Source organism: Natronomonas marina, from assembly GCF_024298905.1.
In the GTDB taxonomy this organism is placed as follows: Archaea; Halobacteriota; Halobacteria; order Halobacteriales; family Haloarculaceae; genus Natronomonas; species Natronomonas marina.
The window spans coordinates 795,713-819,863 of the sequence record NZ_CP101154.1 but is presented as its reverse complement, the minus strand read 5'-3'; the positions used below and the strand labels follow the sequence as shown (position 1 = coordinate 819,863).

22 protein-coding genes are annotated in these 24,151 nt (G+C 68.7%); 11 read left to right on the top strand and 11 right to left on the bottom strand.

Going from position 1 to position 24,151, the window contains the following annotated elements; all coding sequences use genetic code 11:
• Positions 1–160: 160 nt before the first annotated feature.
• The 4 genes from NLF94_RS04380 to NLF94_RS04365 all read right to left on the bottom strand — a co-directional run bounded on the left by NLF94_RS04380 (position 161) and on the right by NLF94_RS04365 (position 5,458).
• On the bottom strand, positions 161–1,558 hold the full coding sequence (locus NLF94_RS04380) for a cryptochrome/photolyase family protein (protein ID WP_254840248.1): 1,398 nt from the start codon (positions 1,556–1,558) through the stop codon (positions 161–163).
• 89 nt (positions 1,559–1,647) lie between these two features.
• Positions 1,648–2,559 carry a hypothetical protein gene (locus tag NLF94_RS04375; protein WP_254840247.1) on the bottom strand — a complete coding sequence of 304 codons (912 nt, stop codon included), beginning with the start codon at positions 2,557–2,559 and terminating at the stop codon, positions 1,648–1,650.
• 71 nt (positions 2,560–2,630) lie between these two features.
• Complete coding sequence (locus tag NLF94_RS04370) at positions 2,631–3,566, bottom strand: thiamine pyrophosphate-dependent enzyme (protein WP_254840246.1); 936 nt, start codon at positions 3,564–3,566, stop codon at positions 2,631–2,633.
• Positions 3,567–3,568: 2 nt separating this feature from the next.
• Entirely contained in the window at positions 3,569–5,458 is a 1,890-nt protein-coding gene (locus NLF94_RS04365; protein WP_254840245.1) for a 2-oxoacid:acceptor oxidoreductase subunit alpha, read from the bottom strand.
• Positions 5,459–5,666: 208 nt separating this feature from the next.
• Here NLF94_RS04365 and NLF94_RS04360 point away from each other — a divergent pair, with 208 nt between their 5' ends.
• Positions 5,667–6,392 (top strand): DICT sensory domain-containing protein, encoded by a 726-nt coding sequence (locus NLF94_RS04360; protein WP_254840244.1) that lies wholly within the window; start codon positions 5,667–5,669, stop codon positions 6,390–6,392.
• Between the two features lie 3 nt (positions 6,393–6,395).
• On the opposite strand, the gene NLF94_RS04355 is transcribed toward NLF94_RS04360, so the two are convergent.
• Positions 6,396–7,010, bottom strand: a complete 615-nt coding sequence (locus NLF94_RS04355) for a TetR/AcrR family transcriptional regulator (protein WP_254840243.1) — start codon at positions 7,008–7,010, stop codon at positions 6,396–6,398.
• Between the two features lie 213 nt (positions 7,011–7,223).
• Between NLF94_RS04355 and NLF94_RS04350 the strand changes: the two genes are divergently transcribed.
• From NLF94_RS04350 to NLF94_RS04340, 3 genes are all read left to right on the top strand, one after another.
• Complete coding sequence (locus NLF94_RS04350; RefSeq protein WP_254840242.1) at positions 7,224–8,837, top strand: COG1361 S-layer family protein; 1,614 nt, start codon at positions 7,224–7,226, stop codon at positions 8,835–8,837.
• A 6-nt stretch (positions 8,838–8,843) separates the two neighbouring features.
• On the top strand, positions 8,844–11,333 hold the full coding sequence (locus NLF94_RS04345; protein ID WP_434085394.1) for an efflux RND transporter permease subunit: 2,490 nt from the start codon (positions 8,844–8,846) through the stop codon (positions 11,331–11,333).
• An 81-nt stretch (positions 11,334–11,414) separates the two neighbouring features.
• Positions 11,415–11,975 carry a DUF7504 family protein gene (locus NLF94_RS04340; RefSeq protein ID WP_254840240.1) on the top strand — a complete coding sequence of 187 codons (561 nt, stop codon included), beginning with the start codon at positions 11,415–11,417 and terminating at the stop codon, positions 11,973–11,975.
• A 168-nt stretch (positions 11,976–12,143) separates the two neighbouring features.
• Here NLF94_RS04340 and NLF94_RS04335 read toward each other — a convergent pair whose 3' ends face one another.
• Both NLF94_RS04335 and NLF94_RS04330 read right to left on the bottom strand, forming a co-directional pair.
• Positions 12,144–12,932: an N-acyl homoserine lactonase family protein gene (locus NLF94_RS04335; protein WP_254840239.1), complete on the bottom strand. Its 789-nt coding sequence runs from the start codon at positions 12,930–12,932 to the stop codon at positions 12,144–12,146.
• Positions 12,933–12,973: 41 nt separating this feature from the next.
• Complete coding sequence (locus tag NLF94_RS04330) at positions 12,974–14,797, bottom strand: LEA type 2 family protein (protein WP_254840238.1); 1,824 nt, start codon at positions 14,795–14,797, stop codon at positions 12,974–12,976.
• Between the two features lie 93 nt (positions 14,798–14,890).
• Between NLF94_RS04330 and NLF94_RS04325 the strand changes: the two genes are divergently transcribed.
• The gene (locus NLF94_RS04325) at positions 14,891–15,460 is read left to right on the top strand and encodes a thioredoxin family protein (RefSeq protein WP_254840237.1); all 570 of its coding nucleotides are present in this window, start codon (positions 14,891–14,893) and stop codon (positions 15,458–15,460) included.
• A gap of 60 nt (positions 15,461–15,520) precedes the next feature.
• Here NLF94_RS04325 and NLF94_RS04320 read toward each other — a convergent pair whose 3' ends face one another.
• Together NLF94_RS04320 and NLF94_RS04315 are read right to left on the bottom strand one after the other, a co-directional pair.
• The gene (locus NLF94_RS04320) at positions 15,521–16,315 is read right to left on the bottom strand and encodes a coiled-coil domain-containing protein (protein WP_254840236.1); all 795 of its coding nucleotides are present in this window, start codon (positions 16,313–16,315) and stop codon (positions 15,521–15,523) included.
• A 134-nt stretch (positions 16,316–16,449) separates the two neighbouring features.
• Complete coding sequence (locus NLF94_RS04315; protein ID WP_254840235.1) at positions 16,450–16,611, bottom strand: hypothetical protein; 162 nt, start codon at positions 16,609–16,611, stop codon at positions 16,450–16,452.
• An 80-nt stretch (positions 16,612–16,691) separates the two neighbouring features.
• Between NLF94_RS04315 and NLF94_RS21055 the strand changes: the two genes are divergently transcribed.
• The 4 genes from NLF94_RS21055 (at position 16,692) to NLF94_RS04295 (ending at position 20,795) form a co-directional block, all read left to right on the top strand.
• Positions 16,692–17,090, top strand: a complete 399-nt coding sequence (locus tag NLF94_RS21055; RefSeq protein WP_254840234.1) for a mechanosensitive ion channel family protein — start codon at positions 16,692–16,694, stop codon at positions 17,088–17,090.
• A gap of 81 nt (positions 17,091–17,171) precedes the next feature.
• Positions 17,172–17,828, top strand: a complete 657-nt coding sequence (locus NLF94_RS04305; RefSeq protein ID WP_254840233.1) for an O-methyltransferase — start codon at positions 17,172–17,174, stop codon at positions 17,826–17,828.
• Between the two features lie 73 nt (positions 17,829–17,901).
• Positions 17,902–19,551 carry a long-chain fatty acid--CoA ligase gene (locus NLF94_RS04300; RefSeq protein WP_254840232.1) on the top strand — a complete coding sequence of 550 codons (1,650 nt, stop codon included), beginning with the start codon at positions 17,902–17,904 and terminating at the stop codon, positions 19,549–19,551.
• Positions 19,552–19,640: 89 nt separating this feature from the next.
• Entirely contained in the window at positions 19,641–20,795 is a 1,155-nt protein-coding gene (locus tag NLF94_RS04295) for an acyl-CoA dehydrogenase family protein (RefSeq protein ID WP_254840231.1), read from the top strand.
• 6 nt (positions 20,796–20,801) lie between these two features.
• Here NLF94_RS04295 and NLF94_RS04290 read toward each other — a convergent pair whose 3' ends face one another.
• On the bottom strand, positions 20,802–22,043 hold the full coding sequence (locus NLF94_RS04290; RefSeq protein WP_254840230.1) for an MFS transporter: 1,242 nt from the start codon (positions 22,041–22,043) through the stop codon (positions 20,802–20,804).
• A 36-nt stretch (positions 22,044–22,079) separates the two neighbouring features.
• Positions 22,080–22,262 carry a DUF7317 family protein gene (locus NLF94_RS04285; protein WP_254840229.1) on the bottom strand — a complete coding sequence of 61 codons (183 nt, stop codon included), beginning with the start codon at positions 22,260–22,262 and terminating at the stop codon, positions 22,080–22,082.
• A 164-nt stretch (positions 22,263–22,426) separates the two neighbouring features.
• Between NLF94_RS04285 and NLF94_RS04280 the strand changes: the two genes are divergently transcribed.
• On the top strand, positions 22,427–22,915 hold the full coding sequence (locus NLF94_RS04280; protein ID WP_254840228.1) for an Lrp/AsnC family transcriptional regulator: 489 nt from the start codon (positions 22,427–22,429) through the stop codon (positions 22,913–22,915).
• Entirely contained in the window at positions 22,912–24,054 is a 1,143-nt protein-coding gene (locus NLF94_RS04275; protein WP_254840227.1) for a pyridoxal phosphate-dependent aminotransferase, read from the top strand. The genes NLF94_RS04280 and NLF94_RS04275 overlap by 4 nt, the downstream gene beginning before the upstream one ends.
• Positions 24,055–24,151: the final 97 nt, after the last annotated feature.

Sequence of the window (24,151 nt, the reverse complement as noted above, 5' to 3'; positions counted from 1 at the left end):
ACAACTCTCCGCCATCGCTGTTAAAACTTCGCTGTCGAACGGTAACACACCTCAAACCAATATCGCAGGACGGAGAAAGGTTCACCCCTGCCATCGGACCCACCGCTCCGACTCCTTTCCTCCTCCCGCTCGCTTCCTCACGAGACCTCTCTCCCCTTCCTCATTCGGCCTCGCTGTCCTCCCCCCTCGCCCGCTCGAACATCGCCAGCGCCGCCTCCCTGCGCTCGCTGTGGTCGACGACCGGGTCGGGGTAGTCGGGCGCGGCGCTCCGCCGTTCGTCGGTCCCGAGTTCGTGCCACGAGTGGACGGTTTCGGGGTCGACGCCACGCAATTCCGGGACGTACTCGGCGATGTACTCGGCCTCGGGGTCGTAACGCTCGCCCTGGGTCATCGGGTTGAAGATACGGAAGTACGGCTGGGCGTCGGTGCCCGTCGAGGCCGCCCACTGCCAGCCGCCGTTGTCGTTGGCCGTGTCGTGGTCGACCAGCATCTCCCGGAAGTGGTCGTAGCCGTGCCGCCAGTCGGCGAGGAGGTCCTTCGTGAGGAAGGAGGCGACGATCATCCGCACCCTGTTGTGCATGTACGCCTCCTCGTGGAGCTGGCGCATCCCCGCGTCGACGATGGGGTAGCCCGTCTCGCCGCGCTCCCAGGCGGCGAGCAACTCCTCGTCGTCCTCCCACTCGATGTCGTTCTCGTACGACCTGTAGTTCTCCGTCACCACCTCCGGGTTGAAGTTGAGGACGTGGGTGTAGAACTCCCGCCAGGCCAGTTGCGAGCGGAACTCCGCGACGGACTCGCGGGCCTCGCCCTCGGCGTCATCGAGCACCGACCGGACCCGCTCGTCGACCTCCCGGATGCCGACGGTGCCGAACTTCAGGTGCGGGGACAGCCGCGAGGTGCACTCGTCGGCCGGGTAATCGCGGCGCTCGTCGTACGCGTAAACATCGGACTCCAGAAAGGAGTCGAGCCGCTGGCGGGCCGCCGCCGTCCCCGCCGGCTGGACCGACGCCGACGGCTCCTCGAAGCCGAGTTCCGAGCACGTCGGGAGCGGCTCGTCGTCGTCGGCCGCCGCCAACTCGGGCACCTCTCGGGGGTCGTCCTTCTCCCGGTCGCGCCACTTCTTCCAGAAGTAGGTGTACACCGAGTAGGGCTCGCCCGCGTTGGTCGTGATGGAGCCCGGTTCGTGACAGATGGCGTCGTGGAACTTCTGTGGCAGGCGATCGGCTTCCTTCAGCGCCGCCGAGACCCGCTCGTCGCGGCGCCGTGCCAGCCCCGAGTAGTCGCGGTTCCACGACACTACCTCGGCGTCGTGCGTCGCCGCGAGGTCCAGCAGTTCCTCGGCGGGGTCGCCGCGACGGACGAACAGCTCCGACCCCCGCTCGCGGTACGCCTCCCGAAGCGACCCGAGAGCGTCCAGCATGAACGACACCCGGGGCGCGCCCGCGTGTTCGAGCACCGCATCGTCGAAGACGAAGACGCCCGCCGGGTCCTCCGGGGCGTCCGCGAGGCCGACGTTGTCGGCGAGTCGGAGGTCCCGCCGGTGCCAGTGCAGTCGCATCGTGTCGACGTGTGCGCGTCGGCGGGTAAAACCGCGGATGGCCCGAGGGGTATGCCGGTAGGTGCGAACGTAGGGTCAGTGCGCTCCGGCTACGGCTGTTCGACGCTGACCCTGAACAGCGCGAGGTGGGTCAGGACCATCGCCGTTTCGAGGGCGTACGTCTCGAGGCCGCCCGGGGGGTCCTCGATTCTGATCTCCTCGGTGGCCTCCCCGAGCCCCGCGGCCTCGAGCTCCGCCCGCACGTCGTCGAGAGCGGGGAGGCCGAGAACGGTGTCGTCGTCGCCCTCGCGGTTCTCCGACGCCGAGATGACGTACCACGCCTCCGTGCTGGAGGAGACCGCGTCGGTCTGCTGGACCTCGTAGCCGCGGTAGGTCTCGCCGTCGTGGCGGTAGTAGCCGCCGAAGAACGACTCGCGGGCCCACTCGCCGAGTTCGGTCTCGGGGTAGACGCGGCCCCCGCTCGCGTCCCCCTCGATTGCGGCGACGGCGAGATTGCGGCGCTCGCGGGAGAGGTCCCCGACGGCCGTCACCGTGGCGTCTCCCGGCGGTTCGACGGGGTCGGCGCCGACGAGCATCTCGTAGCGCGTCCCCGCGTCGACGTCGAGGTCGTAGTGGCCGTCGGCGTCGCCGGCCTCGTCGACGAGGCGGACGTCCCGCAGGGCCGGAAGCGGCGGCCGGGGCATCTCCTGGCCCGTCGAGACGTGTCTCCGGAGGGTTCGGTCCGAGGTGGCGGCGGTCCGTATCCAGTCGGCCAACTCGTCCGGATAGACCGAGACGCGGCCGGTGGACCGCGCCTCGCGGGGGTCATCGACCGGCGTCAGTATGACGGTCGGCGGGCCGGCCGTCCCGGTCGGTGCGCGCTCGGTCGGGTCGGTGGGGGTCGGCGAGCCGTCGTCCGGGGACGGGTCGGTTCTGGGGTCGCCGGTACAGCCCGCGAGTGCGGCCAGGGACCCGCCGGTCAGCAGGCCGAGGTAGCCGCGACGGGTCGGGTCGGTCGGCATGGACGGCCCTTGGAGCCCGTTATTTAAGACCGATGCCGAATATCAAACGCCGGTTTGAGTCTCGACGACCGTTACTTGTGGGCGTCCAGCAGGTCGTAGCTTCGCTCCCACTCGTAGTCGTCGTCGTGGTAGCGCTCGGCCAGCGGCTCGTCGGGCATCTCGCCGACCTGTCGTTTCTCCTCGCCGTAGGAGGGTCGGTCGGCCTCGTGGTAGAACCGGCCGGTCAGCACCTCGCCCTCGTACAGCGACGCCTCGGTCTTCTGCATCATGCGGGCCGCCTCCTCGCGGTCGGAGACGTCGAACTCGTAGTCGTCGTCCTGCTGGACGTCGATGTAGGGGACGTACTGCTTGGCGTCCTTGTTCCAGGTGGGACACTGCGTCAGGAAGTCGATGTGGGCGAAGCCGTCGTGTTCGATGGCCTCGACGAGTATCTCCTGGGCCTGGTTGGGGTTGACGGCGGCGGTCCGGGCGACGTAACTCGCGCCCGAGGTGAGCGCCAGCGACAGCGGCCGGATGGGCGATTTGGCCGAGCCGTGGGGCTGGGTCTTCGATTTGTGACCCTTCGGGCTGGTCGGGGACGTCTGGCCCTTCGTCAGCCCGAATATCTCGTTGTTGAACACGATGTAGGTCATGTCGTGGTTCTCCCGGGCGGTGTGCATGAAGTGGTTGCCCCCGATGCCGTAGCCGTCGCCGTCGCCGCCGGCGGCGACCACCTCGAGGTCGGGGTTGGCCAGCTTCGCGGCCCGAGCGATCGGCAGCGCCCGCCCGTGGATGGTGTGGAGGCCGTAGCTCTCGAAGTAGCTGCTCAGTTTGCCCGAACAGCCGATGCCGGTCGCCAGCAGTATCTCCTCGGGGTCCTTGCCCAGGTCGGCCATGGCGCCCTTCAGCGCCTTCAGGACGCCGAAGTCGCCACAGCCCGGACACCACGTCGCCTGCGGCTCGATGCCGGGAGTGTACTCGTCGCGCTCTACCTCGCGTTCCTCGCCGATAGCGTTGAATGCACTCATTGTCAGTCACCTGCCGCGGGGACGAACCGGGTCGTCGGGGCCGGTTCGTCGCCGTCGACGATGGTCTCGAACCCCTCGACCACCTCCGCGGGCTCGAAGGGGTTGCCGTTGTACTTCAGGAGGCTGTTCATTTTGGGGCCGAACCGGCCGAGTTCCTTCTGAATCAGCCCGCGGAACTGCGCGGAGCCGTTCATCTCGACGACCAGCGCCTCCTCGACGGACTCGAGGAACGCGGTCACCTCGGCCTCGGCCAGCGGCATCATCTCGGAGACGCCCAGCGACTTGACGCTGTGGCCGTCGGCCGCGAGTCGGTCGACGGCCTCCTCGACGGTGCCCTGCTGGCTGCCGAACGTCAGAATCCCGTAGTCGGCGTCCTCGACGGGCGCGTGCAGCGTCTGGTGGCTCTCCTCGCGGCCGTCCAGTTCCTCGCGGATGGCCTCGAGCTTCCGCATCCGTCGCTCCAGTTGGGCGACGCGGTTGTCGGGGTCCTCGCTGATGTGGCCCTCGGGGGTGTGCTCGTTGCCGGTCGCCAGGAACCGCCCGCCCTTCTGGCCGGGCAGCGAGCGGGGCGAGACGCCGTTCTCGCCGGGGTCGTGCTTGAAGCGCTGGAACTTCCCGGAGGCGTGGTGGGCCGCCTCCGCGATCTCGTCCTCGGAGAGCGTCGCCCCCAGGTCCGCGTTCGGCTCACGGTCGAAGAACGACTCGTCGACGTTGCGCAGTTCCCCGGAGAGCTTCTGGTCGTACAGTACGATGGCGGGCAACTGGTAGTCGTAGGCCAACTGGAAGGCCGTCCGGGTCTGCTCGTAGGCCTCTCTGACGTTGCCCGGCGCCAGTACGACCCGGTTGGAGTCGCCCTGGCTGGTGTAGAGGACGTGTTCGAGGTCGGCCTGTTCGGGTTTGGTCGGCATGCCCGTCGATGGACCGGCCCGCATCGCCTCGACGAGGACGACGGGCGTCTCGGTCATCTCGGCCAGTCCGAGCGGTTCGGACATCAGGGCGAAGCCGCCGCCGCTGGACCCGGACATGGCCTTGACGCCGGCGTGGGAGGCGCCCAGCGCCAGCGCCGCCGCCGCGATTTCGTCTTCGACCTGCTCGGAGATGCCGCCCACCTCGGGGAGGTGCTGGGCCATCAGCGTGAACACCTCCGTCCACGGCGTCATCGGGTAGCCGGAGATGAACCGACAGCCCTCGTCGAGGGCGCCGTAGGCGATGGCGTTGGACCCCGAGAGCAGCACCTGCTCGCTGTCGTGACTCCCCTCGGGCATCCGGAGGTCGTGGGAGAACTCCAGGTCGTCGACCTGCTGGTAGGCGGCCTCGAGGATTTCGAGGTTCGTCTCGAGTACCTCGCCGGACATCGCGTCGGCCATCAGGTCCTCGATGTGGCCCAGGTCGTACTCCAGGAGCGCGCCGGTCGCGCCGACGCCGGCGGTGTTCCGCATCACCTCCCGGCCCTTCTCGCGGGCCAGGCTACGGAGGTCCAGCGGGTAGACGTGCCAGTCGTTTTCCTCGACGCGTGCCTCGAAGTCGGGCACGTCCTCGACGTCGATGAGCCCCTCGTCGTAGACGATGACGCCGCCCTCCCGGAGGTCGTCGAGGTTCTCGGTCAGCGGCTTTATCTCCTCGGTGCCGTAGTAGGCCTCCTCCTGGGGGTTCCGTGCGAAGGAGTCCCCGAGCGCCAGGAGGAAGTTGTAGCCGTCGCCCCGCGAGCGGACCGGTTCGGGCGAGGCGCGTATCTCGACGTAGGTGTGGCCGCCGCGGATGCGCGACGGATAGTGACGGTGGGTGAAGACGTGCAACCCCGACCGCATCAGTGCTTTCGTGAAGTTCTGGCTGGTCGAGTCGATCCCGTCGCCGGAGCCGCCCGCGATTCGCCAGACGAGTTCCTCGGACATGGTGTATCACTGCGCCCAGTCGGGCGCCTTGCGCGAACTTCGAGTGCCGTCATTAAAAGCGTTTGCTAGGTATTAGCACGGATTAATAATGATATAGGTCTTTAAACATAGACTCCCCGCCGGCGGTTCCGGCAGCCCTCGACTGTCACGACCGCGCGAATTTGGGCACAGGCTTATTAGGAGCAGTGTCATGGTACCCCACAACCGAATGTCCCTCACCGAACTCATCGCGGGGGTCGAGGACCACGAGAAGACGCTGACGGTGTTCAACGCCGACGCCGAACGCGTCGAGGCCCTCCGCGCGCAGTTCCGCGACCGGAACCTGACGGTCACCGGCGAGCGGACGCCCAGCGGCAAGCCGGACTCCTTCGCGGTGCTGGCCGAGGACGGCCGGTTCGTCACGGCGGCCGACGTCACGGAGGTGCTGGAAACCACAAGCGCCGAGACCGAACCCGAGTTCGACGACCGGGCCTACAGCCCCATCCTCGACCACCTCGACGAGACGATGTTCACCTCCTACGCCATCGGACAGATGGTCGCCGCCTCCCGCGAGATAGAGGACCGCGCCTGGCGGGTCGGAAAAGGCGCGCTGCACTCGGGTTTTCAGCGGCTCTCCATCCTCGAAGACCAGATGGACGTCTACGGCCGCCTCGCCGGGAAGGGCGACCTGGACGTCCACGCCTACGCCTACCCCGACGCCGACGTTCCCGCCCACGACACCGACCTCACCATCCACGTCGAGCGGACCGACGAGATAGAGCGTTCGTGGTTCGTCGCCTACGACGGCGCCGGCATCGACGTCAACAAGTGTGCGCTCCTGGCCGAGGAACGGGAGTCGCGGACCTTCTACGGTTTCTGGACCTACGACCCCTCGACGGTCGACTGGATAATCGACCACCTCGAGTCCACCTACGGGCTCGTCGAGTCCCAGTAGCCCTTACTCCTCGACGAACAGGCCGTCGACGACCACGTCGACGAGCAGGTCCTGGCTCGACTCGTAGAGGTCGACGGCACCGGCCGGCTCGAACAGTTCCTCCCGGGCGGCGATGGTGAAGCCGAGCAAGCGGAACAGCCCCTGGAGTCGCTCGGCGTCGTCGACCCGGAAGGCGGGGTCCGACACCCACCGGTCGACGTGGTCGTCGTGGGCCGCCATCGCCTCGCGGTGGTGCTCGGCGACGATCTCCTCGGAGAGTTGGCCGTGGAGGGTCCGTATCTCGTCTTCGATGAGCAGCCGGTAGTACAGCGGGTTCGACGACAGTTCTTCGAGGAAGTGCTCTATCGTGAGTCGGACCTCCGCCCGCACGTCGGGTGCCGCCTCCAGTTCCGCCGCCAGCTCCGCGGCGACCCGCTCGCGCTCCTCGACGAGTATCGACAGGTACAGCGCCTCCTTGGAGTCGAAGAACTGGTAGAACGTGCTCGTCCCGATACCCACCTCGTCGGTCAGGTCCTCGATGCGGGTCCGCTCGAGTCCGAACCGGGTGAAAAGCTCCCGGCCCGCCCGGTGAAGCTCCTCCCGAATCCGGTCGCGCTCCTCGTCGGTGAACCCCTTCATCGGGCGAGTTTCCCCGGCGGTGCCTGGATCACGACTGTCTCACGTACCCGGATAGAGAATACACGAACAAAATGTTTATCCATTCGTGGAGTCTCGTTCCGCCAATGAGCATCCGTTCTTCGCAGGGAGGTTCGAGCCGCGTCCCGACCGGGGGACGGGGGCGCGACCGCCGGACGACCACGGGTACCGCGGGCCGCAAGGGAGGTCGTTCGGGTGCGACGTAGCCCGTTCGTCGTCGCGTTCGTGGTCCTGGTGACCGTCAGCAGCGTCGCCGGTGTCGCCGTCGCACAGGAGGGCGACCGGTCCTCGGGCTACGGCGGGCAGCCGAACCTGAACGTGCTGGCGCCGTCACCGACGGTGTCGCCGGGCGAACAGACGACCCTCACCCTCCAGGTCACGAACCGCGGGGAGGTGACCTCGGGGATACCGCCGGCGCGGGAGGCGGTGACGACCGCACGGAACGTCCGCGTCGAGGTGAACGGGAGCGACACGCCGCTGGTCGTCCGCAGCGGCAAGCAGTCCGTCGGGTCGGTCACCGAAAGCCGGCCGGGGACCGCGCCCGTCGAACTCGAGGTGCCGGACGGCGTCGAACCGGGGACCTACGAACTGGAGGTCGACCTCACCTACTCCTACACCGACCGGGTCATCCCGTCGCTGTTCCGGACCAGCGAGCGGACCCGGACGGTCAGCCGGACGGTCGACGTCGTCGTCGAGAGCGGCCCCCGGTTCGACGTCCGGACCCTCGAGACCGACGCCCAGGTCGGCGGCTCCGGGACGGCGACCGTCGAGGTCGAGAACGTCGGAACCGAAGCCGCGACCGACGTCTCGGTCGCCCTGGAGTCCCGGAGTCCGCAGGTGACCTTCGAGGACTCGCCGACGGCGTTCGCCACGGTCGGTCGACTCGCGCCCGGCGAGCGTCGCTCCGTCCGCGTCGGCGTCGACTTCGGGTCCGAGGCCAGCGTGCGGTCGTACCCGCTGGCGGCGACGATCAGCTACGACGATGTCGACGGCTTCGCCGGGACCGACGACGACCCGTCGCTACAGGTGCGGCCGCTGTCGGAGCAGACGGTCCGCGTCGAGAACGTCTCCTCGACGCTTCGCGTCGGCGAGGAGGGAACGCTGCGGGCGACGGTGGTCAACGAGGGTCCCGCCGACCTCGACAACGCGGTCGTGACGCTGCAACCGCCCGCCGAGAACGTCGAGGTCGTCGAACCCGAGGTGGCAATCGGTGACCTCGCGGGCGGCGAGTCGACGAACGTCTCCTTCGACGTCGAGCTTGCGAGCGCCGCCCGCGAGGGGGTCCGGCAGTTCGGCCTCGAAACCGAGTACGAGGGCGCCGACGGCGACCTCCGCAGCGTCGACCCCGTTCGGTTCCAGGCGGCGGTCGGCCCGCAGCGGGACGTCTTCGCCGTCGAGACGCGGAACGCGACGGTCACGGCCGGCGGGACGAACCGCATCGTCCTCGCCGTCACGAACCAGCGCAACGAGACGGTGACGGACGTCTCCGCGAAACTGTTCGCCTCCAGCCCGCTGTCGGCCGACGACGACGAGGCGTACGTCGCCTCCCTGCTACCCGGAGAGACGACCGAAATCCCGTTCCGCGTCTCGGCGTCCGGCTCCGCGCTGGCCAAGGAGTACCCGATATCCGTCGACTTCCAGTACGTCGACCGCGACGGCGAGACCCGCCTCTCGGACACCTACCGACGGCCGGTCACCGTCGTCGCCGGCGGCGGCGGGCTGTTCGGCTCCGTCGTGCCCGTCGGGTTGCTCGCGGCCGTCTCGCTGCTCGCCGTTCCCCTCGCACCGCTTGCGCTCCGACGGATGTAGATGGCACTGGACTACCAGCCGTACGTCGACCGGGTCGACGGGTACGTCACCGAGCGTCCCGGAACGGTCGTCGTCGCGTTCCTGCTCGTGACGGGGATGTTCGCGCTCGGCCTGGGCGGCGTCTCGACGGAGGCCGGCACCCAGCAGTTCACCCAGGACGTCCCCGCTCAGGAGGCCCTCGACGAGGTCAACGCGAAGTTCAGCCCCGCCTTCGCCGCGGACACGGGGAGCACACAGCTGATACAGCGGAGCGGGAACGTCCTCTCGCGGACGGCGATGCTCCGGATGCTGGAGGTCCAAGAGCGCATGGCCGACCGCCCCGGGATGCGCGTCGAGAGCACCTCCAGTGCGGCGGGCATCGTCGCCCGACAGCTCGACCCCGACGCCGAGACGCTCGCCGCCCAGCAGCGCGCCATCGAGGGCGCGACCGACACCGAGATACGGGCGGCCGTCCGGGCGGCCGACGAGACGAACCCCCGGTTCTCGGGGCTGCTCTCGGAGGACTACAACCCCGAGTCGGCGTCGGCGTCGGCCACCATCGGCGTCGTCAGCCACGAGATTCCTGGCGGCGTCTCCGGCAGCGCCGGCCAGGGCGGCTCCAGCCCGCTGACGCCGATCCAGCAGGAGGCCGAACGCATCGTCGACTCCGTCGGCGGCGACATCACGGTGTTCGGCTCCGGCGTCATCGCCGCCGAGTTCAGCGCCGTCATCAACGATACGCTGGCAATCGTCGTCCCCGCGGCGGTGCTTCTCATCACCGTGTTCCTCTCGGTGGCCTACCGGGACCTCGCGGACCTGCTTCTCGGCGTCGTCGCGCTGTTCATGGCGCTGGTGTGGACGTTCGGCTTCATGGGCATCGCCGGCATCGCGTTCAGCCAGGTGCTCATCGCGGTCCCGCCGCTGTTGCTGGCGGTCGGCATCGACTTCGGCATCCACGCGGTGAACCGCTACCGCGAGGAGCGGGCCCGGGGCCGCGACATCGCCGCGTCGATGACCGAGACGACCGACCAGGTGCTCGTGGCGTTCTTCATCGTGACGGGCACGACCGTCATCGGGTTCGGCGCGAACCTGACGAGCGACCTGCCGCCGATACGGGAGTTCGGCATCGTCGCCGCCGTCGGCATCGTCTTCACGTTCGCCATCTTCGGGGTGTTCCTGCCGGCGGCGAAGGTGAAACTCGACCACGCCCGGGAGCGCTACCCGATTCCGACGTTCGGGACGACGCCGCTGGGGTTCGGCGAATCGGCGCTCGGGCGGTTCCAGGGCGCCGGCAGCCGTATCGCCCGGGTGGGGCCGCTGGTCTTCGTCGTCGCCCTCCTCGTCGTCAGCGGCGTCTCGGCCGGCTACGCGACCGGCGTCGACACCACCTTCGAGACCGAGGACTTCCTACCGCCCGCCGACCAGCCGGACTACTACGACGCGTTGCCGGAGCCGTTCGCGCCGGGCGAGTACACCGTCACGGGAACGCTGAACTTCCTCGAAGAGAGCTTCGAGACCGGACAGTCAGACACCGTAACGGTGTACGTCGAGGGACCGATGGAACGGGGGTCGGCCCTGGAGTCGCTGCACCGCGCCGGCCGGGACCCGCCGTCCTCCGTGGTGACCGAGGACCGCCAGGCCGAGGCGACCAGCATCGTCACCGTCATCCGGGACTACGCCGACCGTGACCCCGCCTTCGCCCGACTCGTCGACCGCAACGACGCCGACGACGACGGTATCCCCGACGAGAACCTCCCGGACGTCTACGACGCGCTGTACGACTCGCCGGCCGGCGAGCGTGCCAGCCAGTACATGACGGCCGACCGACGGAGCACGCGGGTCGTCTACACCGTGAAGTCCGACGCGACGCAGGGCGAGGTGACCGCCGACGCCCGGACGCTCGCGGACAGACAGCGGTTCGAGGCGACCGCGACCGGCAGCACCGTCGTCTTCGAGTCCATCTCCACGGTCATCCTCGAGTCGGCCATCGTCAGCCTCGTCGTCGCGCTCGTGGGGTCGTCGCTGTTCCTCGTCGCCGTCTACTGGCTGCTGCTCGGGCGGGCCTCCCTCGGTATCGCCAACGTGGTGCCGATAGTCGTCACCGTCTGTCTGGTCGCCGGCTCCATCCGCCTGCTCGGGCTGTCGTTCAACGCCTTCACCGCGACCATCCTCGCCATCACCATCGGGCTCGGCATCGACTACTCCGTCCACATCACCCACCGGTTCGCCGACGAGTACGTCGAGAACGGCGTCGAACTCTACGAGGCCATCGACCGGACGGTGAAGGGGACCGGCGGCGCCCTCACCGGGAGCATGCTCACGACCGTCTTCGGCATCGGGGTGCTGGTGCTGTCGCTGTTCCCCGCCATCGGCCAGTTCGGTCTGCTGACCGCGCTGAGCGTCTTCTACGCCTATCTCGCGTCGCTGTACGTCCTGCCGTCGGTGCTGGTGCTGTGGGCCCGGGCGGTCGGCGACGATGGCGCCGACACCGTGTTCGGGAGGCTGACGAGCGGATGAACGCGTCGGTCCCGGGGGTAGCGAGTAACGGCCGGCGAAAACGTCGAAACGGATTTCGGTTGGGGGGTCCAACGCCGTAGCGTGGCCGAAATCGACGAGTGGCTCGCCGAAACCGCCGGCAGCTACGTCGTACACGCGCCGCCGCTCGCGGGGACGACGCCGTTCGTCGACGGCGTCGGCGGCCGGCGGGCCGGCGAGACGCTGCTCGTCGCGGCGACGATGGGGCTGGAGCGGACGCCGCCGAGCGCGCTGGCGTCGGTCTCGTCGGTCGTCGACTGCTCGCCGACCGAGTCCGGCAGCACCGGCACCATCGGCTCGCCCGCGGACCTCACCGGCGTCTCGATGCCCGTCTCCGAGTTCCTCAAGGCGACCGAGCGACCGACGCTCGCCATCGACTCGGTCTCGACGTTCCTGTACTACGCCGACGACGCCGCCGTCTTCCGCTTTCTCAGCGTCCTCACCGCCCACATCCGGCGACGGGACGGTCTCGGTCTCTTCGTGATGACGCCGGCCGCCCACGACGAGCAGACGATCCACACCTTCGCACAGGTGTTCGACGGCCGCATCGACCTCGAACGCGACCGGGTCCGCGTCGAGACGGCGGAGACGAGCGACCACCCCGACGGCTGGCAGCCGCGGTAGGCGTTCGCGGTTCGATCCCGTCGGTCGCTTCCCCGAATCCGATGGTGTGATTCCGCTGGACGAGAGCGTAGATCCCCCGGGAGCATCCGCGAGCGGCCGGCGACGCCGACCCGAACGGAGGAACGGTTCGTCGGCCCACCCTCACGGCCGTTTCGATCCGTTTCCCGGTCAGAACTCCCCGCGCAACCGCTCGAACTGGTCGGGGTCGTGCCCGTAGAGGACGCGGGCGTCGTGGCGCCGCTCGACGTCCCGCAGGAACTCGATGCTGTCGGCGGCGGCCCGCGAGTCGTACAGCAGGCTGGCCCCCATCGAGTGACCCTCCTCGTAGTTGGCCTCGAGGAACGCCGCGTCGCCGGCGACGAGGACGTTCTCGCCGTCGCGTTCGAGGAGCGCGCCGAGCAGTCCCGGCGTGTGGCCCGGGACGTGGAGCAACTCGATGCCGTCGAGGAGGTGGTGGCGGTGCTGGTCGACCACCTGCCAGTTCAGGTCGTGATCGAAGTCGCTTTCGAGGTAGGCGGTCCCGCCGGCGGTCGTGTTCGCCGACAGGTAGGCGTGTTCCAGTTCCCGCCGGTGGACGTACACCGGCACGTCGGTCCCGGCGAAGTGGTGCAGGCCGCCGGCGTGGTCGAGGTGGAGGTGCGACTGGACGACGCAGTCGATGTCGTCGACTGCGAGACCGACCTCGCCGAGCGCCGTCTCGAGGTCCCGCTCGGCGGCGTCGGGGTGGGCGAAGGCCTCGTACAGCGGTGCCGGCCAGTAGCCGTCGGCGGCGTCGGGGTGGGAGCCGGTGTCCCACAGGATCGTCGCCTCGGGGTGGTCGACGACGAGGTTCCAGACGGCGAACTCGGCGTACTCGAGATCCGGATTGGGGTCGCTGTGGGCGGCGACCGCCGTCCCGTCGAGCGCGAAGTTCAGGTCGGCGTGGATTCGGCCCCGGTCCAGCAGGTGGAGGTCCATGGTTGAAAGAGGGGCCGACCGCGTATAAGCGGTGTACCCACTCAGTCGGCCAGGAGGTCCGTCTCGACGGTCCGGTCGGTCGAGAGGAACTCCAACTCGACCCGTTCGGTGTCGCCGCCGGTCTCGACGGTCGCGGTCGCCGAGCGGTCCAGCGTCGACACCTCGTTTCGGCGGACGTGGGTCGGCCACCACGCCGCCATCCGGGAGTTGTTCAGCACGAGCGTGAACTCGACGGTCCGGCGCTCGCCGGGGTCGAGGGTGTGGGTCTCGGGAGCGGTCCGGTCGGCCAGCGTCACGTCGTTGAGCGCGACGGTGTAGTCGACGTCGCGGATGGTCACCGACGAGAGCGGGTTGTCGTTCTCGAGGTCGGCCCGGACGACGATGGTCGCCCGCTCGGGCGTCGGGTCGACGTACTCGGCGCTCGTCGAGTGGACGGTCAGGAGCCGTCGCCCCGTCTCCTCGCTCTCGACGGCCCGCGTCGAGTCGTCGTCGAGGTCGGCCAGCGTGTCCGTTTCGACGGTCGAGTTCCGGTCCGGGAGGTCGACGGGCAGCGTCGTGACCGCGGCGTCCGCGTCGGCGTCGAGTTCGGTCCGGCTACGCGACCGCTCGCCGTTCTCGAGGTGGGCCGCCCACCACTCGGGGACGACCGAGTGCGGCATCGTCGAGGTCACCTCGACGGTCCCGCTCCCTCGCGGCAGGTCCTCGACCCGTTCGGTGCCCTCCGAGGCCGTGACGCCGGCGATGGTCGTCCGCTGGTCGACGACGAGCGCGAGCAGATCGGCGTACGCCTCGTCGGTGGGATTGTCGATTCGGACGGTCGTTCGGACCTCGGTCTCGTCGTCGCGCACCTCGCCCCACGCGCTCGTCGAGTTCCGGACCGTCGGGCGGGCGAAGGAGGCGTTCGACCCGCTGCCGTCCCCGACGACCCGGACCGACGTCTCGCCGGTGTCGAGGAAGTCGGTCTCGAAGACCGCCTGCCGCTCGTAGACGGTCAGCGGGAGGCGCTCCCGCTCGCCGTCGACGACCGCGACGGCGAACACCTCGATTGTGAGGTCCGTCGTCTCGCCGTTGCGGAGGTGACTCACCCACCACCGCTGCATCCGCTGGGTGTCGATGACCGCCCGGACGTCGTAGGTGGTGGACTCGCCGGGCGCCAGCGCGACGCCGTTGGTCGTCTCGCCCTCGCCGACGACGACGCCGTTCATCCGTATCTCGTAGTCGGTGCCGTCGATCTCGACCGGGCGGTCGTGGACGTTCCGGAGGGCGTTGGAGACGACCAGCGGCGTCCGCTGGTCGTCGGCCTCGCCCCAGCGACCCGTCTGGTTCTCGATGACCAGCAGGTCCGTGTCGTTCAGCGACATCCGGGAGGCGTTCTCGGCGGCCAGCGGCCCCAGCAGGTCGGTCTCTATCTCGCGGCGCTCGACGGTCAGCGTCGGCCCGACGGGCAGGCCGGCGACGCCGACGTCGGCCGTCGTCGTCATCGTCGACGTCTCGTTGCCGTTGATGTGGGTGACCCACCAGGCCGGTATCTTGCCGTTGTCGAAGGTCGCGTTCGTTTCGATGCTGTTGTTGCCCGGGGCGATGTCGACGCCGGACTCGGCGCCGCGGGCGACCCGGACGTCGTTGAGCGAGACGGTGTACTGCAGGTCGACGCCGCCGGGAACCGCGACCCCGTTGGGGTTTCGGACGACGATGGTGGTGTCGACGGCCGACGCCTCGGCGGTCACCGTGCCGAACTGGCTCTCGGTGCTTCGGACGCGCGGCGAGTCGTAGGCGACCGCGACCGTCGCCGACAGCAACAGCAACACTCCGGCGACCGCTGCGACGCCGATGGCGACGTTCCGTCGCGTGAGTTCCGGCTCCACGTCCGGGACGTGTCCCTCGACGGGTAAATCCCCGCCGGCCGTTTCGAGCGTCGTTTCGGGTGCGTTTAGGTGCCCGGACCCCCTACGGCCGGTATGGTCGCGCTCGAATCCGAATCCGACCGTCTCGAACGTGGTGACAGGCCCCCCGACTTCGACCTCCCGGGAACCGACGGCGAGACGTACTCCCTCGAGGACTTCGAGGAGTACGACGCCCTGCTCGTGGTCTTCACCTGCAACCACTGTCCGTACGCACAGGCGAAGTTCGGGGCGATGAACGCCATCGCCGACGACTACGAGGAGGTGGCCGTCGTCGGCATCAACCCCAACGACGCCGAGGAGTACCCCGAGGACTCCTTCGAGAGGATGGTCGAGTACGTCGAGTCGGGCGACATCGACGTCACGGCCTACCTCAGAGACGAACCACAGGCCGTCGCCGAAGCCTACGGCGCCGTCTGTACCCCGGACCCGTTCCTCTTCGAGAACGACGACGGCTTCCGACTGGTCTATCACGGCCGGTTCGACGACGCCCTCGACCCCGACGCGGAACCGTCCGGCCAGCCGGGCTTCGAGATGCGGTCGGTCATCGAGGACGTCCTCGCCGGCGAAAAACCGGACGCCGAGTTCCGTCCCTCGCGGGGCTGTTCGATCAAGTGGCGGGACTGAGGCGTCGACAGTGTCGACTGCCGGGTCGGAGCCGGAGAAATCGTCGTGCCGGCGGTCCGATCAGACCCGGCCGGCCGCGGCGGCGAGGTTCGCGGCGAAGCCGATGATGACGAGGACGGACGCGGCGATGTAGTTGGCGGAGCTCTGTTCGAACAGCGGACTGACTGCCGTCGTCCCGACGAACGTGAGCAGCCCGTTGGCCACGCCGCCGGCGACGAGCAGGATGCCGAGGAAGGCCAGAAGCGATCCCAGCACGGCGCCGAACGGGCTGCTGGAGCCGTCCAAATCCTGCTGGTCCATCGCCGCGTCGACGCTCTCCCGGACCGTCGTCGTCAGCGTCTCCTCGTCGACGCCGCCACCGCCCTCGACGTCCTGCATCGAGGAACGGACGGCGTCGCGGACGGTCTCGGACAGCCGGCTCTCGACGTCGTCGAGCTCGTTGCCGACGTAGTTCTGGAGGGTCTTTTCCTTCCGGGCGAGTTCGGACTTCCGCTCGTCGAGTTCGCGCTCCTGTTCTTCGATGGCCGCCTCCCGCTCGTCGAGGCGCTGCTTCCGTTCCTCGATGTCGCTTTCGAGTTCCTCGACCTCCTCGCGGAGGTCGACGACCTCCTCGCGGCGCTCCAGCAGGTCGTCCTCGCGCTCGTCGAGCTCCTCGGCCTCCCGTTCGAGGCGCTGTTCGCGCTCGTCGAGTTCGGCCTCTTTCCGCTCGAGGCGCTGTTCCATCTCCTCGAGCCGCCGCTGTTGTTCGTTCTGGACGCCCTCCTCGTCCGACTCCTCCTCGAAGTCGAACTCCTCGTCGTCGCTGGCGGCGTCCGGCTCTTCGTCGGTTCGGTCGGGTCCGGGTTGCTCGCTCATGATCGGCCGACGGGAATACTCAACGAACTGTAAAGTAAGCATCGGCCGAATTAAATTAACGCCGGACGTGACAGTCCGATACCATTCGTGTCCTGCGATGGGGGGACGTTTCCCCGCTCGGGTCGAGTTCCGCTTCAGTCGTCGACCGACGGATCGTCCGCCGGAGGGTCGGCGCTTTCGCGGATGCCGACTACCATCTGCTGGACTTCGCGTATCTGGCGGGACTGCTCGGTGGAGGCCTCGCTTCGCATCTCGTCGAGTCGGTCGTGTATCGAGTCGATCAGGTCCTCTCTCATGCTTCCCGTTCGTACTTCCATCGGTACCCGGAGGGCCTCAGCCTGTCGGGGAGTATATCCGGGGTTTTAACCGGCGTTCGTTGGGTGCTCCGATCAGCTGGGGGGTGCCGGTCGGTCTCGAGGAAGCGGTCGGCGGCGTGGCGCTGACGGCGCCCTTGAGCCGGGGACTGTTGGCCGGCGGCGCGGCGCTGGCCGTCGTCGTCGAGCTCCTCCTCGAGCGCACCGAGGACAAGCGTCGCAAGCACGACTTCCGGAGCCTCCTGCGGGTCGTCTTCATCGTCCTGGCGGTCGTGGGCGTGACGGCCGTGCTCACTCGACAGTACCTCGGACTGCTCTTTTCGCTCGGCATCGTCGGCTTCGCGGTCACCTTCGCGCTCCAGCAGCCGCTGTTCTCGCTGATCGGCTGGGTGTACATCATGGTCAAGCGGCCCTACGGCGTCGGCGACCGGATCACCTTCCCGGTGAACCGGTACCGGTGAGGCCGGGCCAGCGAGCCGCGTGGACGGGGTGGCGGCCGGAACGGAGGAGCGCTTTTGCCCGCCGGCCGCCAACGTCGCCGCATGACCGTACCCGACGACGTCGAGACGTTCGCCGAGGCGGTCGGCCCGCAGTCGGACGAGGTGCTCCGCGAGATGGACGCCCGCGCCGCCGAGACGGGGTTCCCGACCGTCGGGCCAGCGGTCGGCGGCTGGCTCCAGCAACTCGCCGGCCTCGTCGACGCCCGGCGCGTCTTCGAGTTCGGCTCCGGGTTCGGCTACTCGGCGTACTGGTTCGCCCGCGGACTGCCGGCCGACGGCGAACTGGTCCTCACGGAGGTCGACGCCGACGAACTCGACGACGCCCGCGAGTACCTCGCCCGCGGCGATTTCGGCGTCACGACCCGGTTCGAACTGGGTGACGCGATCGAGACGGTCGAGGAGTACCGCGGCCCGTTCGATGTCGTGCTGATCGACAACGAGAAGGAGCGCTACGTGGAGGCGTTCGAGGCGGTTCGCGGGAAGGTCTCCGCGGGCGGCGTCGTCGTCGCGGACAACATGACGGCGGGTCCGTTCGACTTCGAGGAGATCTACCGGCTGGTCGTCGAGGACCGCGGGACCCGCGGGGGGATGGCCGGGGGTGTCGCCGACTACCTGGACCACGTCCGCGCGGCCGATTCCTTCGAGACGACGCTGTTACCGCTGGGGGAGGGGCTTGCGGTCAGCCGCCGCGTCGGGTAGCGCGGCGACGGCTTCCCTTTTGATTGTGGTCGGGTGACAAGAACCAAGTTAGTCTCGCCTCTACGTGCAAGGGATGCCTGGAGGAACCGACCAGACGCTCCGACCCTTCCTGTGGCGTGCGGCGAACCTGTACCCGGACACGGAGATCGTCTCCCGCACACACGAGGGGATTGAGCGCTACACCTACAGCGAGTACGACGACCGGACCGCACAACTGGCCAACGCCCTCGAGGCGCACGGGGTCGAGGACGGCGACCGCGTCGGGACGTTCTGCTGGAACCACCACCGGCACTTCGAGACGTACTTCGCGGTGCCGACCATCGGCGCACAGCTACACACCATCAACCCGCTGTTGCCGGACGAGCACATCCAGTACATCGTCGACAACGCCGAGGACGAACTCATCTTCGTCGACGACTCGCTGGCGCCGAAACTGGCGAGCGCGGCGGCCGACGCCCCCGAGTTCGAGGGCGTCGACTTCGTCGTGATGTCCAGCACTGAGACGGAGACGCTGGACGCCACGCCCTACGAGGAGTTCGTCGACGGCCACGCGGCGGAGTACGACTGGCCGGCGCTGGACGGCGACACGCCGGCGGGGATGTGCTACACCTCGGGGACGACGGGCAACCCGAAGGGCGTCGAGTACACCCACGAGATGCTGTGGAGCCACACGATGGCGACGCTGACCCCGCAGGGCATCCCGATGGCCGACGACGACGTGGTGATGCCGGTGGTGCCGATGTTCCACGTCAACGCCTGGGGGATGCCGTTCACCGCGACGGCGGGCGGGTCGAAACACGTCTACCCCGGTCCGTCGCCGGAACCGGCCGACGTGGCGAGTCTCATCGAGGAGGAGGGCGTCACCATCACCGCCGGCGTCCCGACGGTCTGGCTCGGCCTCATGGAGTACATGGAGGACAACGAGGTCGACCTCTCGACGCTGGACACCGTCATCGTCGGCGGGTCGGCCGCCCCCGAATCGATGATCCGGTGGTTCGACGACCACGACGTCGAGTTGCTGCACGCCTGGGGCATGACCGAGATGTCGCCGCTGGGGTCGGTGTCGCAACTCAAGTCCAGCCTCGGGGACGCCGACTACGAGACCCAACTGGAGCACCGCGCCAAGCAGGGGATGCTCGTGCCCGGCCTGGAGATGAAGGTCATCGACGAGGACGGAAACGAGATCGCCTGGGACGGCGAGGAGTTCGGCGAACTGTGGGTCCGCGGACCCTGGGTCACCCAGGAGTACTTCCAGCGACCGGAGGCCAACGAGGAGGACTTCGAGGACGGCTGGCTCAAGACCGGCGACGTGGTCACCGTCGACGAGGAGGGATACATCAAGATCGTCGACCGCGCGAAGGACGTCATCAAGTCCGGCGGCGAGTGGATTTCGTCGGTCGAACTCGAGAACGCCATCATGGCCCACGACGACGTGGCCGAGGCGGCCGTCGTCGGCGTCCCCCACGAGCGGTGGCAGGAGCGACCGGTGGCGTTCGTCGTGCCCGCCGCGAGCGCCGACGAGGCGACGCTCGACGACGAGATACTGGAGATGCTCGGCGAGGACTACCCGAAGTGGTGGCTCCCCGACAACATCGAGTACATCGAGGAGATTCCCAAGACGGCGACCGGGAAGTTCTCGAAGAAGGACATCCGCGAGCAGTACACCGACGAGTCACTGGTCGAGGGAAGCGTCCCCGAAGAGGCGGCGCCGGACGACGACTGAACCCGGAAGCCGTTACCTCCTCTTTCGCTTCCGACCGGCAATTGAAGGCAACCAATTTTTAACGATGGAAATCTTATATTCTAGTTGGTATGGAATTGTTAGACAACGGTCCCGTCCCGGAGCACGCACACGACGTCAAACAGGAGGCGCGGGAGTTCGCCGCCGAGTACATCGAACCGGTCGCGGCCGACTACTTCGAGACCGGCGAGTACCCCTGGGAGGTCCTGGAGGCCGGCATGGAGGCCGGCCTCGTGGCTCAGGACATCAGCGAGGAGTACGGCGGCCGGGGATTCGACGTCCACCAGTTGCTCGCGATGACCGAGGAACTGTACCGGGCCGACGCCGGCATCGCGCTGACGCTGCAGCTCGCGAGCTTCGGCACGAAGATACTCGAGGAGTACGGGACCGATGCCCAGAAGGAGGCCTACCTCCGGCCCGTCGCCGAACACGAGATGCTCTCGGGGCTGGCCGTCTCCGAACCGGAGACGGGATCGGACCTCGCCGGTATGGAGACGACCGCCCGCAAGGAGGGCGACGAGTGGGTGCTGGACGGCGAGAAGTACTGGGTCGGCAACGGCGTCGAGGCCGACTGGGTGACGCTGTACGCGAAAACCGGCGACGACCCCGAGGACCGCTACGGCAACTACTCGCTGTTCGTCGTGCCGACCGACACCGCCGGCTACGATGCCGAGCACATCCCCGAGAAGATGGGCTTCCGAGCCTCCAAGCAGGCCCGCATCGAACTCGACGGCGCTCGGATTCCCGAGGAGAACCTCATCGGCGCCGAGGGGACGGGCTTCTACATGCTCGCGGAGTTCTTCAACTACGGCCGGGTCGTCGTCGGCGGGCACGGTCTCGGCCTGGCGGCCGCGGCCATCGAGGAGGCCGCCGACTTCGCGCACGGCCGAACGGCCTTCGGCCGCACCATCACGGAGTTCCAGACGGTCCAGCACATCCTCGCGGACATGATGACGGAGTTTCAGGCGGCGCGTGCGCTCAACTGGGAGGCCGCCGACCGCGTCGCCGCGAAGGACAACGCCGGGTTCTGGGCCGCGATGGCGAAGGTCAAGTCGACGGAGACGGCCAACACCTGTGCCGAGCGCGGGATGCAACTGCACGGCGGTCGGTCCGTGCTGACGGAGAACCGCATCTCGCGGGTCTACCGTGACGTCAGGATTCCGGTCATCTACGAGGGTGCCAACGAGATTCAGCGGAACCTCATCTACGGACAGGCGAGCTGGTAGGGCCCCTCACTCGGCGGCGGCCCGGGCGACGAACGCCGACAGCGCGAGCGCGACGGCGGCCGTCGCCGCGATGGCGAGGAAGGCGGTCTCGACGCTCGCGGTCTCGATGACGTAGCCGTAGAAGGGCGGCGCGACGGCGCCGCCGAGCGAGATACCGACCGTCATCAGCGCGAAGTTCTTCCCGACGTCGCGGCGCTCGGAGGCGAGGTCGGTCAGCGTCGCCCGTGCCGGCCGCGAGAGGTCGACGGTCGCCGCGAGCAGGAGGACGACGCCGACGGCGGCGACGAGCGGCAGGCGTGCGGACGCCAGTGCGCCGGCAAAGACGACGAGCGCGCCGTAGCCGGCGTACAGAAGCGGAACCGGACCGACCCTGTCGCCCAGGTAGCCGCCGCCCAGCAGGACGACGGCGCCGACGACGAGCATGGCACTGGCGACTATCGAGGCGGTTCCGGCCTCCAGCCCGTAACCGGCGTCCAGCACCGTCGCGGCGTAGGTCCGGACGCCCCACGCTGCGGCGCTGTTGACGAACCACAGCGCCGTCAGGAGGAGAACGAGCGGTGCGCCGGCCACGGTCCGGAGGTACGAACGGAACCGGCGGACCAGCGCCCGGCCGCGACCGCCGGGCGTCCCGCCGGTATCGTCGGCCTCGACCTCGCGGGCTTCGGCGCCGGCGCGGGCGAGTTCGCGGGGCACTCGTCGGACCGCGAGCACCGTGACGGCGGTGTAACAGACCCCGAGGGCGGCGACCGCTGCGAAGGCCGCCCGCCAGCCGTAGCCGAGCGCGACAGCGGCCGGCACCGCGGCGAACGGCACCGCCAGTCCGAGAGCGCCGGCGAAGCCGTGGACGCTGTAGGCCCGCGAGCGGTAGGCGTCGGGGGCGGCCGCCGAGATGAGCGGGTAGTGGGCGGGGTGATGTCCCGCGACGCCGGCGCCCATCACCGCGGCGGCACCGAGCAGGGCCTCGTAGGAGGGTGCGACCGCGGCCAGCGCCGCGCCGAGCGTGCCGACGGCGAGCGACCCCACGAGGACGGCGGTGTGGCTGTAGCTGTCGGAGACGTAGCCGAGCGGGAGCTGTCCGGCGGTGACGACGGCGTTGACGACGCCGACGGCGAGTCCGAGGGCGGCGACGGAGACGCCGAACTCCGCACCGAGCAGCGGGAAGGCGGGGGCGAAAAGCAGGAGGTACGCGTGGTTGACGACGTGGGAGCCGGAGACCAGACCGACGACGAGCGGCGCGTGACGCGACACGGCGGGGGGTTGTCACCCCCGGGACTTAATTGGCCCTCAGTCCGCGCCGAGGGAGACGCGCTCGGTGTCGGCCCGCGGGGCGGGACTCGGTCCGCCGACGCGGTCGACGGCACGGCGGAGTCTGCTGGGGGAGATGCCGGCCTGTCGGGCCGCCGTCTCGACGTCCAGTGTTCCGCCCTGATACAGTGTCAGTGCCGTCTGCAACGCGTGCTGCTGCATACATCCCCGTGCGATCCTCTACATAATAAGAGTATCGAGAGATAATATACCAACCACTGACCTTATATGCCGAACCACATTAACGACCATTATAATAGGTGCCTCCGTGGCAGGAACTGACGGGGCCTCGCAACCCTTTAGTCCGCGCTGCCGTCCTATTCTCCATGGACCACGCCGAGGAACTCCTGGAGTTGCTGTGCGAGGACGCCCGCCACTCGACGGCCGACCTCGCGCGGCTGACGGGGCTGTCGGCCGACGAGGTCGAGGCGAAGATCGCCGAACTGGAGGCCGACGGGGTCATCCAGGGCTACACCGCCATCGTCGACTGGGACGCCGTCGGGGACGAGCGCGTCCAGGCCCACGTCGAGTGCAACGTCACGCTGGACCGCGAGACCAGTTACCGCGATGTCGCAAAGCGGCTGGCCGGCTTCCCCGAGGTGCAGGGGTTGCGGCTCGTCTCCGGCGACTACGACTTCGCGCTCGAGGTCGAGGGCGACTCGATGCGGGAGGTCTCGCGGTTCATAAGCGACAAGGTCGCGCCGCTGCCCGAGATCACCCAGACGGTCACCCACTACATCATGGAGACCTACAAGCAGGGCGGCTACCGCTTCGACGACGGCGGCGACGACGACCGCCTGTCGGTCACGCCATGACGCTCACGCCCTCCGACCGTGTCGCCGAGACGCCGCCGTCGGGCATCCGGCGGTTCTTCGAGTTGGCCGAGGAGATGGACGACGTCATCTCGCTGGGCGTCGGCGAACCGGACTTCTCGGCACCGTGGGCCGCCCGCGAGGCCGCCATCACCTCCCTGGAGCGCGGACAGACCTCCTACACCGCCAACCGGGGCAAGCGGGAACTCCGGGAGGCCATCGCGGAGGACGCCCGCCGGTGGAACCTCGAGTACGACCCCGACGAGGAGGTCCTCGTGACCGCGGGCGCCAGCGAGGCCATCGACGTCGCCTTCCGGGCGCTGGTGAACCCCGGCGACACCGTCGCCGTCGCCCAGCCCTGTTACGTCTCCTACAGACCGGGCGTCAGGTTCGCCGGCGGCGAGGTCCTCGACGTGCCCACCCGCGTCGAGGACGAGTTCAAACTCACCCCGGAGGTGCTGTACGAGGCCGGCGCCGACGAGGCCGACCTGCTGGTGTACTGCTACCCGAACAACCCCACGGGTGCGACGATGGACCGCCTCGAACTCGCTGCCGTCGCGGAATTCTGCCGGGAGCACGACGTCGCCGTCCTCTCCGACGAGATATACGCCGACCTCACCTACGAGGGCGACCACGTCTCCATCGCCGAGTTCGACGGCATGCGGGAGCGGACCGTCGTGTTCAACGGGTTCTCGAAGGCCTACGCCATGACGGGGCTCCGACTCGGCTACGCGATGGCCCCCAGCGAGGTCGTCGCCGCGATGAACCGCGTCCACCAGTACACGATGCTGTCGGCGCCGACCACCGCCCAGTACGCCGCCATCGAGGCGCTGCGCAACTGCCGCGAGGAGGTCGCCGAGATGCGCGCCCAGTACGACCGCCGCCGGAACTTCGTGCTGTCGCGGTTCGAGGAGATGGGCATCGACTGCTTCGAGGCGACGGGCGCCTTCTACGTCTTCCCGGCCTGTCCGGGCGAGGACGCCGAGGCGTTCGCCGAGGACCTGCTCGAGGCGGAGGGGGTGGCGATGGTCCCCGGCACCGCCTTCGGCGCGGGCGCCGAGGGCCACCTCCGCGCCTCCTACGCGACCGGTCTCGACGAACTGAAGGAGGCGATGAACCGCCTCGAGCGGTTCGTCGCGTAAGCTCTCGATACGTCGGGTTTAGTCCGCGTTACCGTCGTTTAACGGGTACTTAATATCGGTTACGGGTGCACACAGGCGCGCGGTTTCGAGCCTAGAT

Bases quoted from the DNA above. Each gene is read 5' to 3' on its own strand.
- NLF94_RS04320 (WP_254840236.1), bottom strand. From the start codon at position 16,315: ATGAGCGAGCAACCCGGACCCGACCGAACCGACGAAGAGCCGGACGCC.
- NLF94_RS04375 (WP_254840247.1), bottom strand. From the start codon at position 2,559: ATGCCGACCGACCCGACCCGTCGCGGCTACCTCGGCCTGCTGACCGGC.
- NLF94_RS04295 (WP_254840231.1), top strand. From the start codon at position 19,641: ATGGAATTGTTAGACAACGGTCCCGTCCCGGAGCACGCACACGACGTC.
- NLF94_RS04360 (WP_254840244.1), top strand. From the start codon at position 5,667: ATGTCCCTCACCGAACTCATCGCGGGGGTCGAGGACCACGAGAAGACG.
- NLF94_RS04365 (WP_254840245.1), bottom strand. From the start codon at position 5,458: ATGTCCGAGGAACTCGTCTGGCGAATCGCGGGCGGCTCCGGCGACGGG.
- NLF94_RS04275 (WP_254840227.1), top strand. From the start codon at position 22,912: ATGACGCTCACGCCCTCCGACCGTGTCGCCGAGACGCCGCCGTCGGGC.
- NLF94_RS04300 (WP_254840232.1), top strand. From the start codon at position 17,902: ATGCCTGGAGGAACCGACCAGACGCTCCGACCCTTCCTGTGGCGTGCG.
- NLF94_RS04280 (WP_254840228.1), top strand. From the start codon at position 22,427: ATGGACCACGCCGAGGAACTCCTGGAGTTGCTGTGCGAGGACGCCCGC.
- NLF94_RS04285 (WP_254840229.1), bottom strand. From the start codon at position 22,262: ATGCAGCAGCACGCGTTGCAGACGGCACTGACACTGTATCAGGGCGGA.
- NLF94_RS04355 (WP_254840243.1), bottom strand. From the start codon at position 7,010: ATGAAGGGGTTCACCGACGAGGAGCGCGACCGGATTCGGGAGGAGCTT.
- NLF94_RS04335 (WP_254840239.1), bottom strand. From the start codon at position 12,932: ATGGACCTCCACCTGCTGGACCGGGGCCGAATCCACGCCGACCTGAAC.
- NLF94_RS04315 (WP_254840235.1), bottom strand. From the start codon at position 16,611: ATGAGAGAGGACCTGATCGACTCGATACACGACCGACTCGACGAGATG.
- NLF94_RS04305 (WP_254840233.1), top strand. From the start codon at position 17,172: ATGACCGTACCCGACGACGTCGAGACGTTCGCCGAGGCGGTCGGCCCG.
- NLF94_RS04380 (WP_254840248.1), bottom strand. From the start codon at position 1,558: ATGCGACTGCACTGGCACCGGCGGGACCTCCGACTCGCCGACAACGTC.
- NLF94_RS04325 (WP_254840237.1), top strand. From the start codon at position 14,891: ATGGTCGCGCTCGAATCCGAATCCGACCGTCTCGAACGTGGTGACAGG.
- NLF94_RS04370 (WP_254840246.1), bottom strand. From the start codon at position 3,566: ATGAGTGCATTCAACGCTATCGGCGAGGAACGCGAGGTAGAGCGCGAC.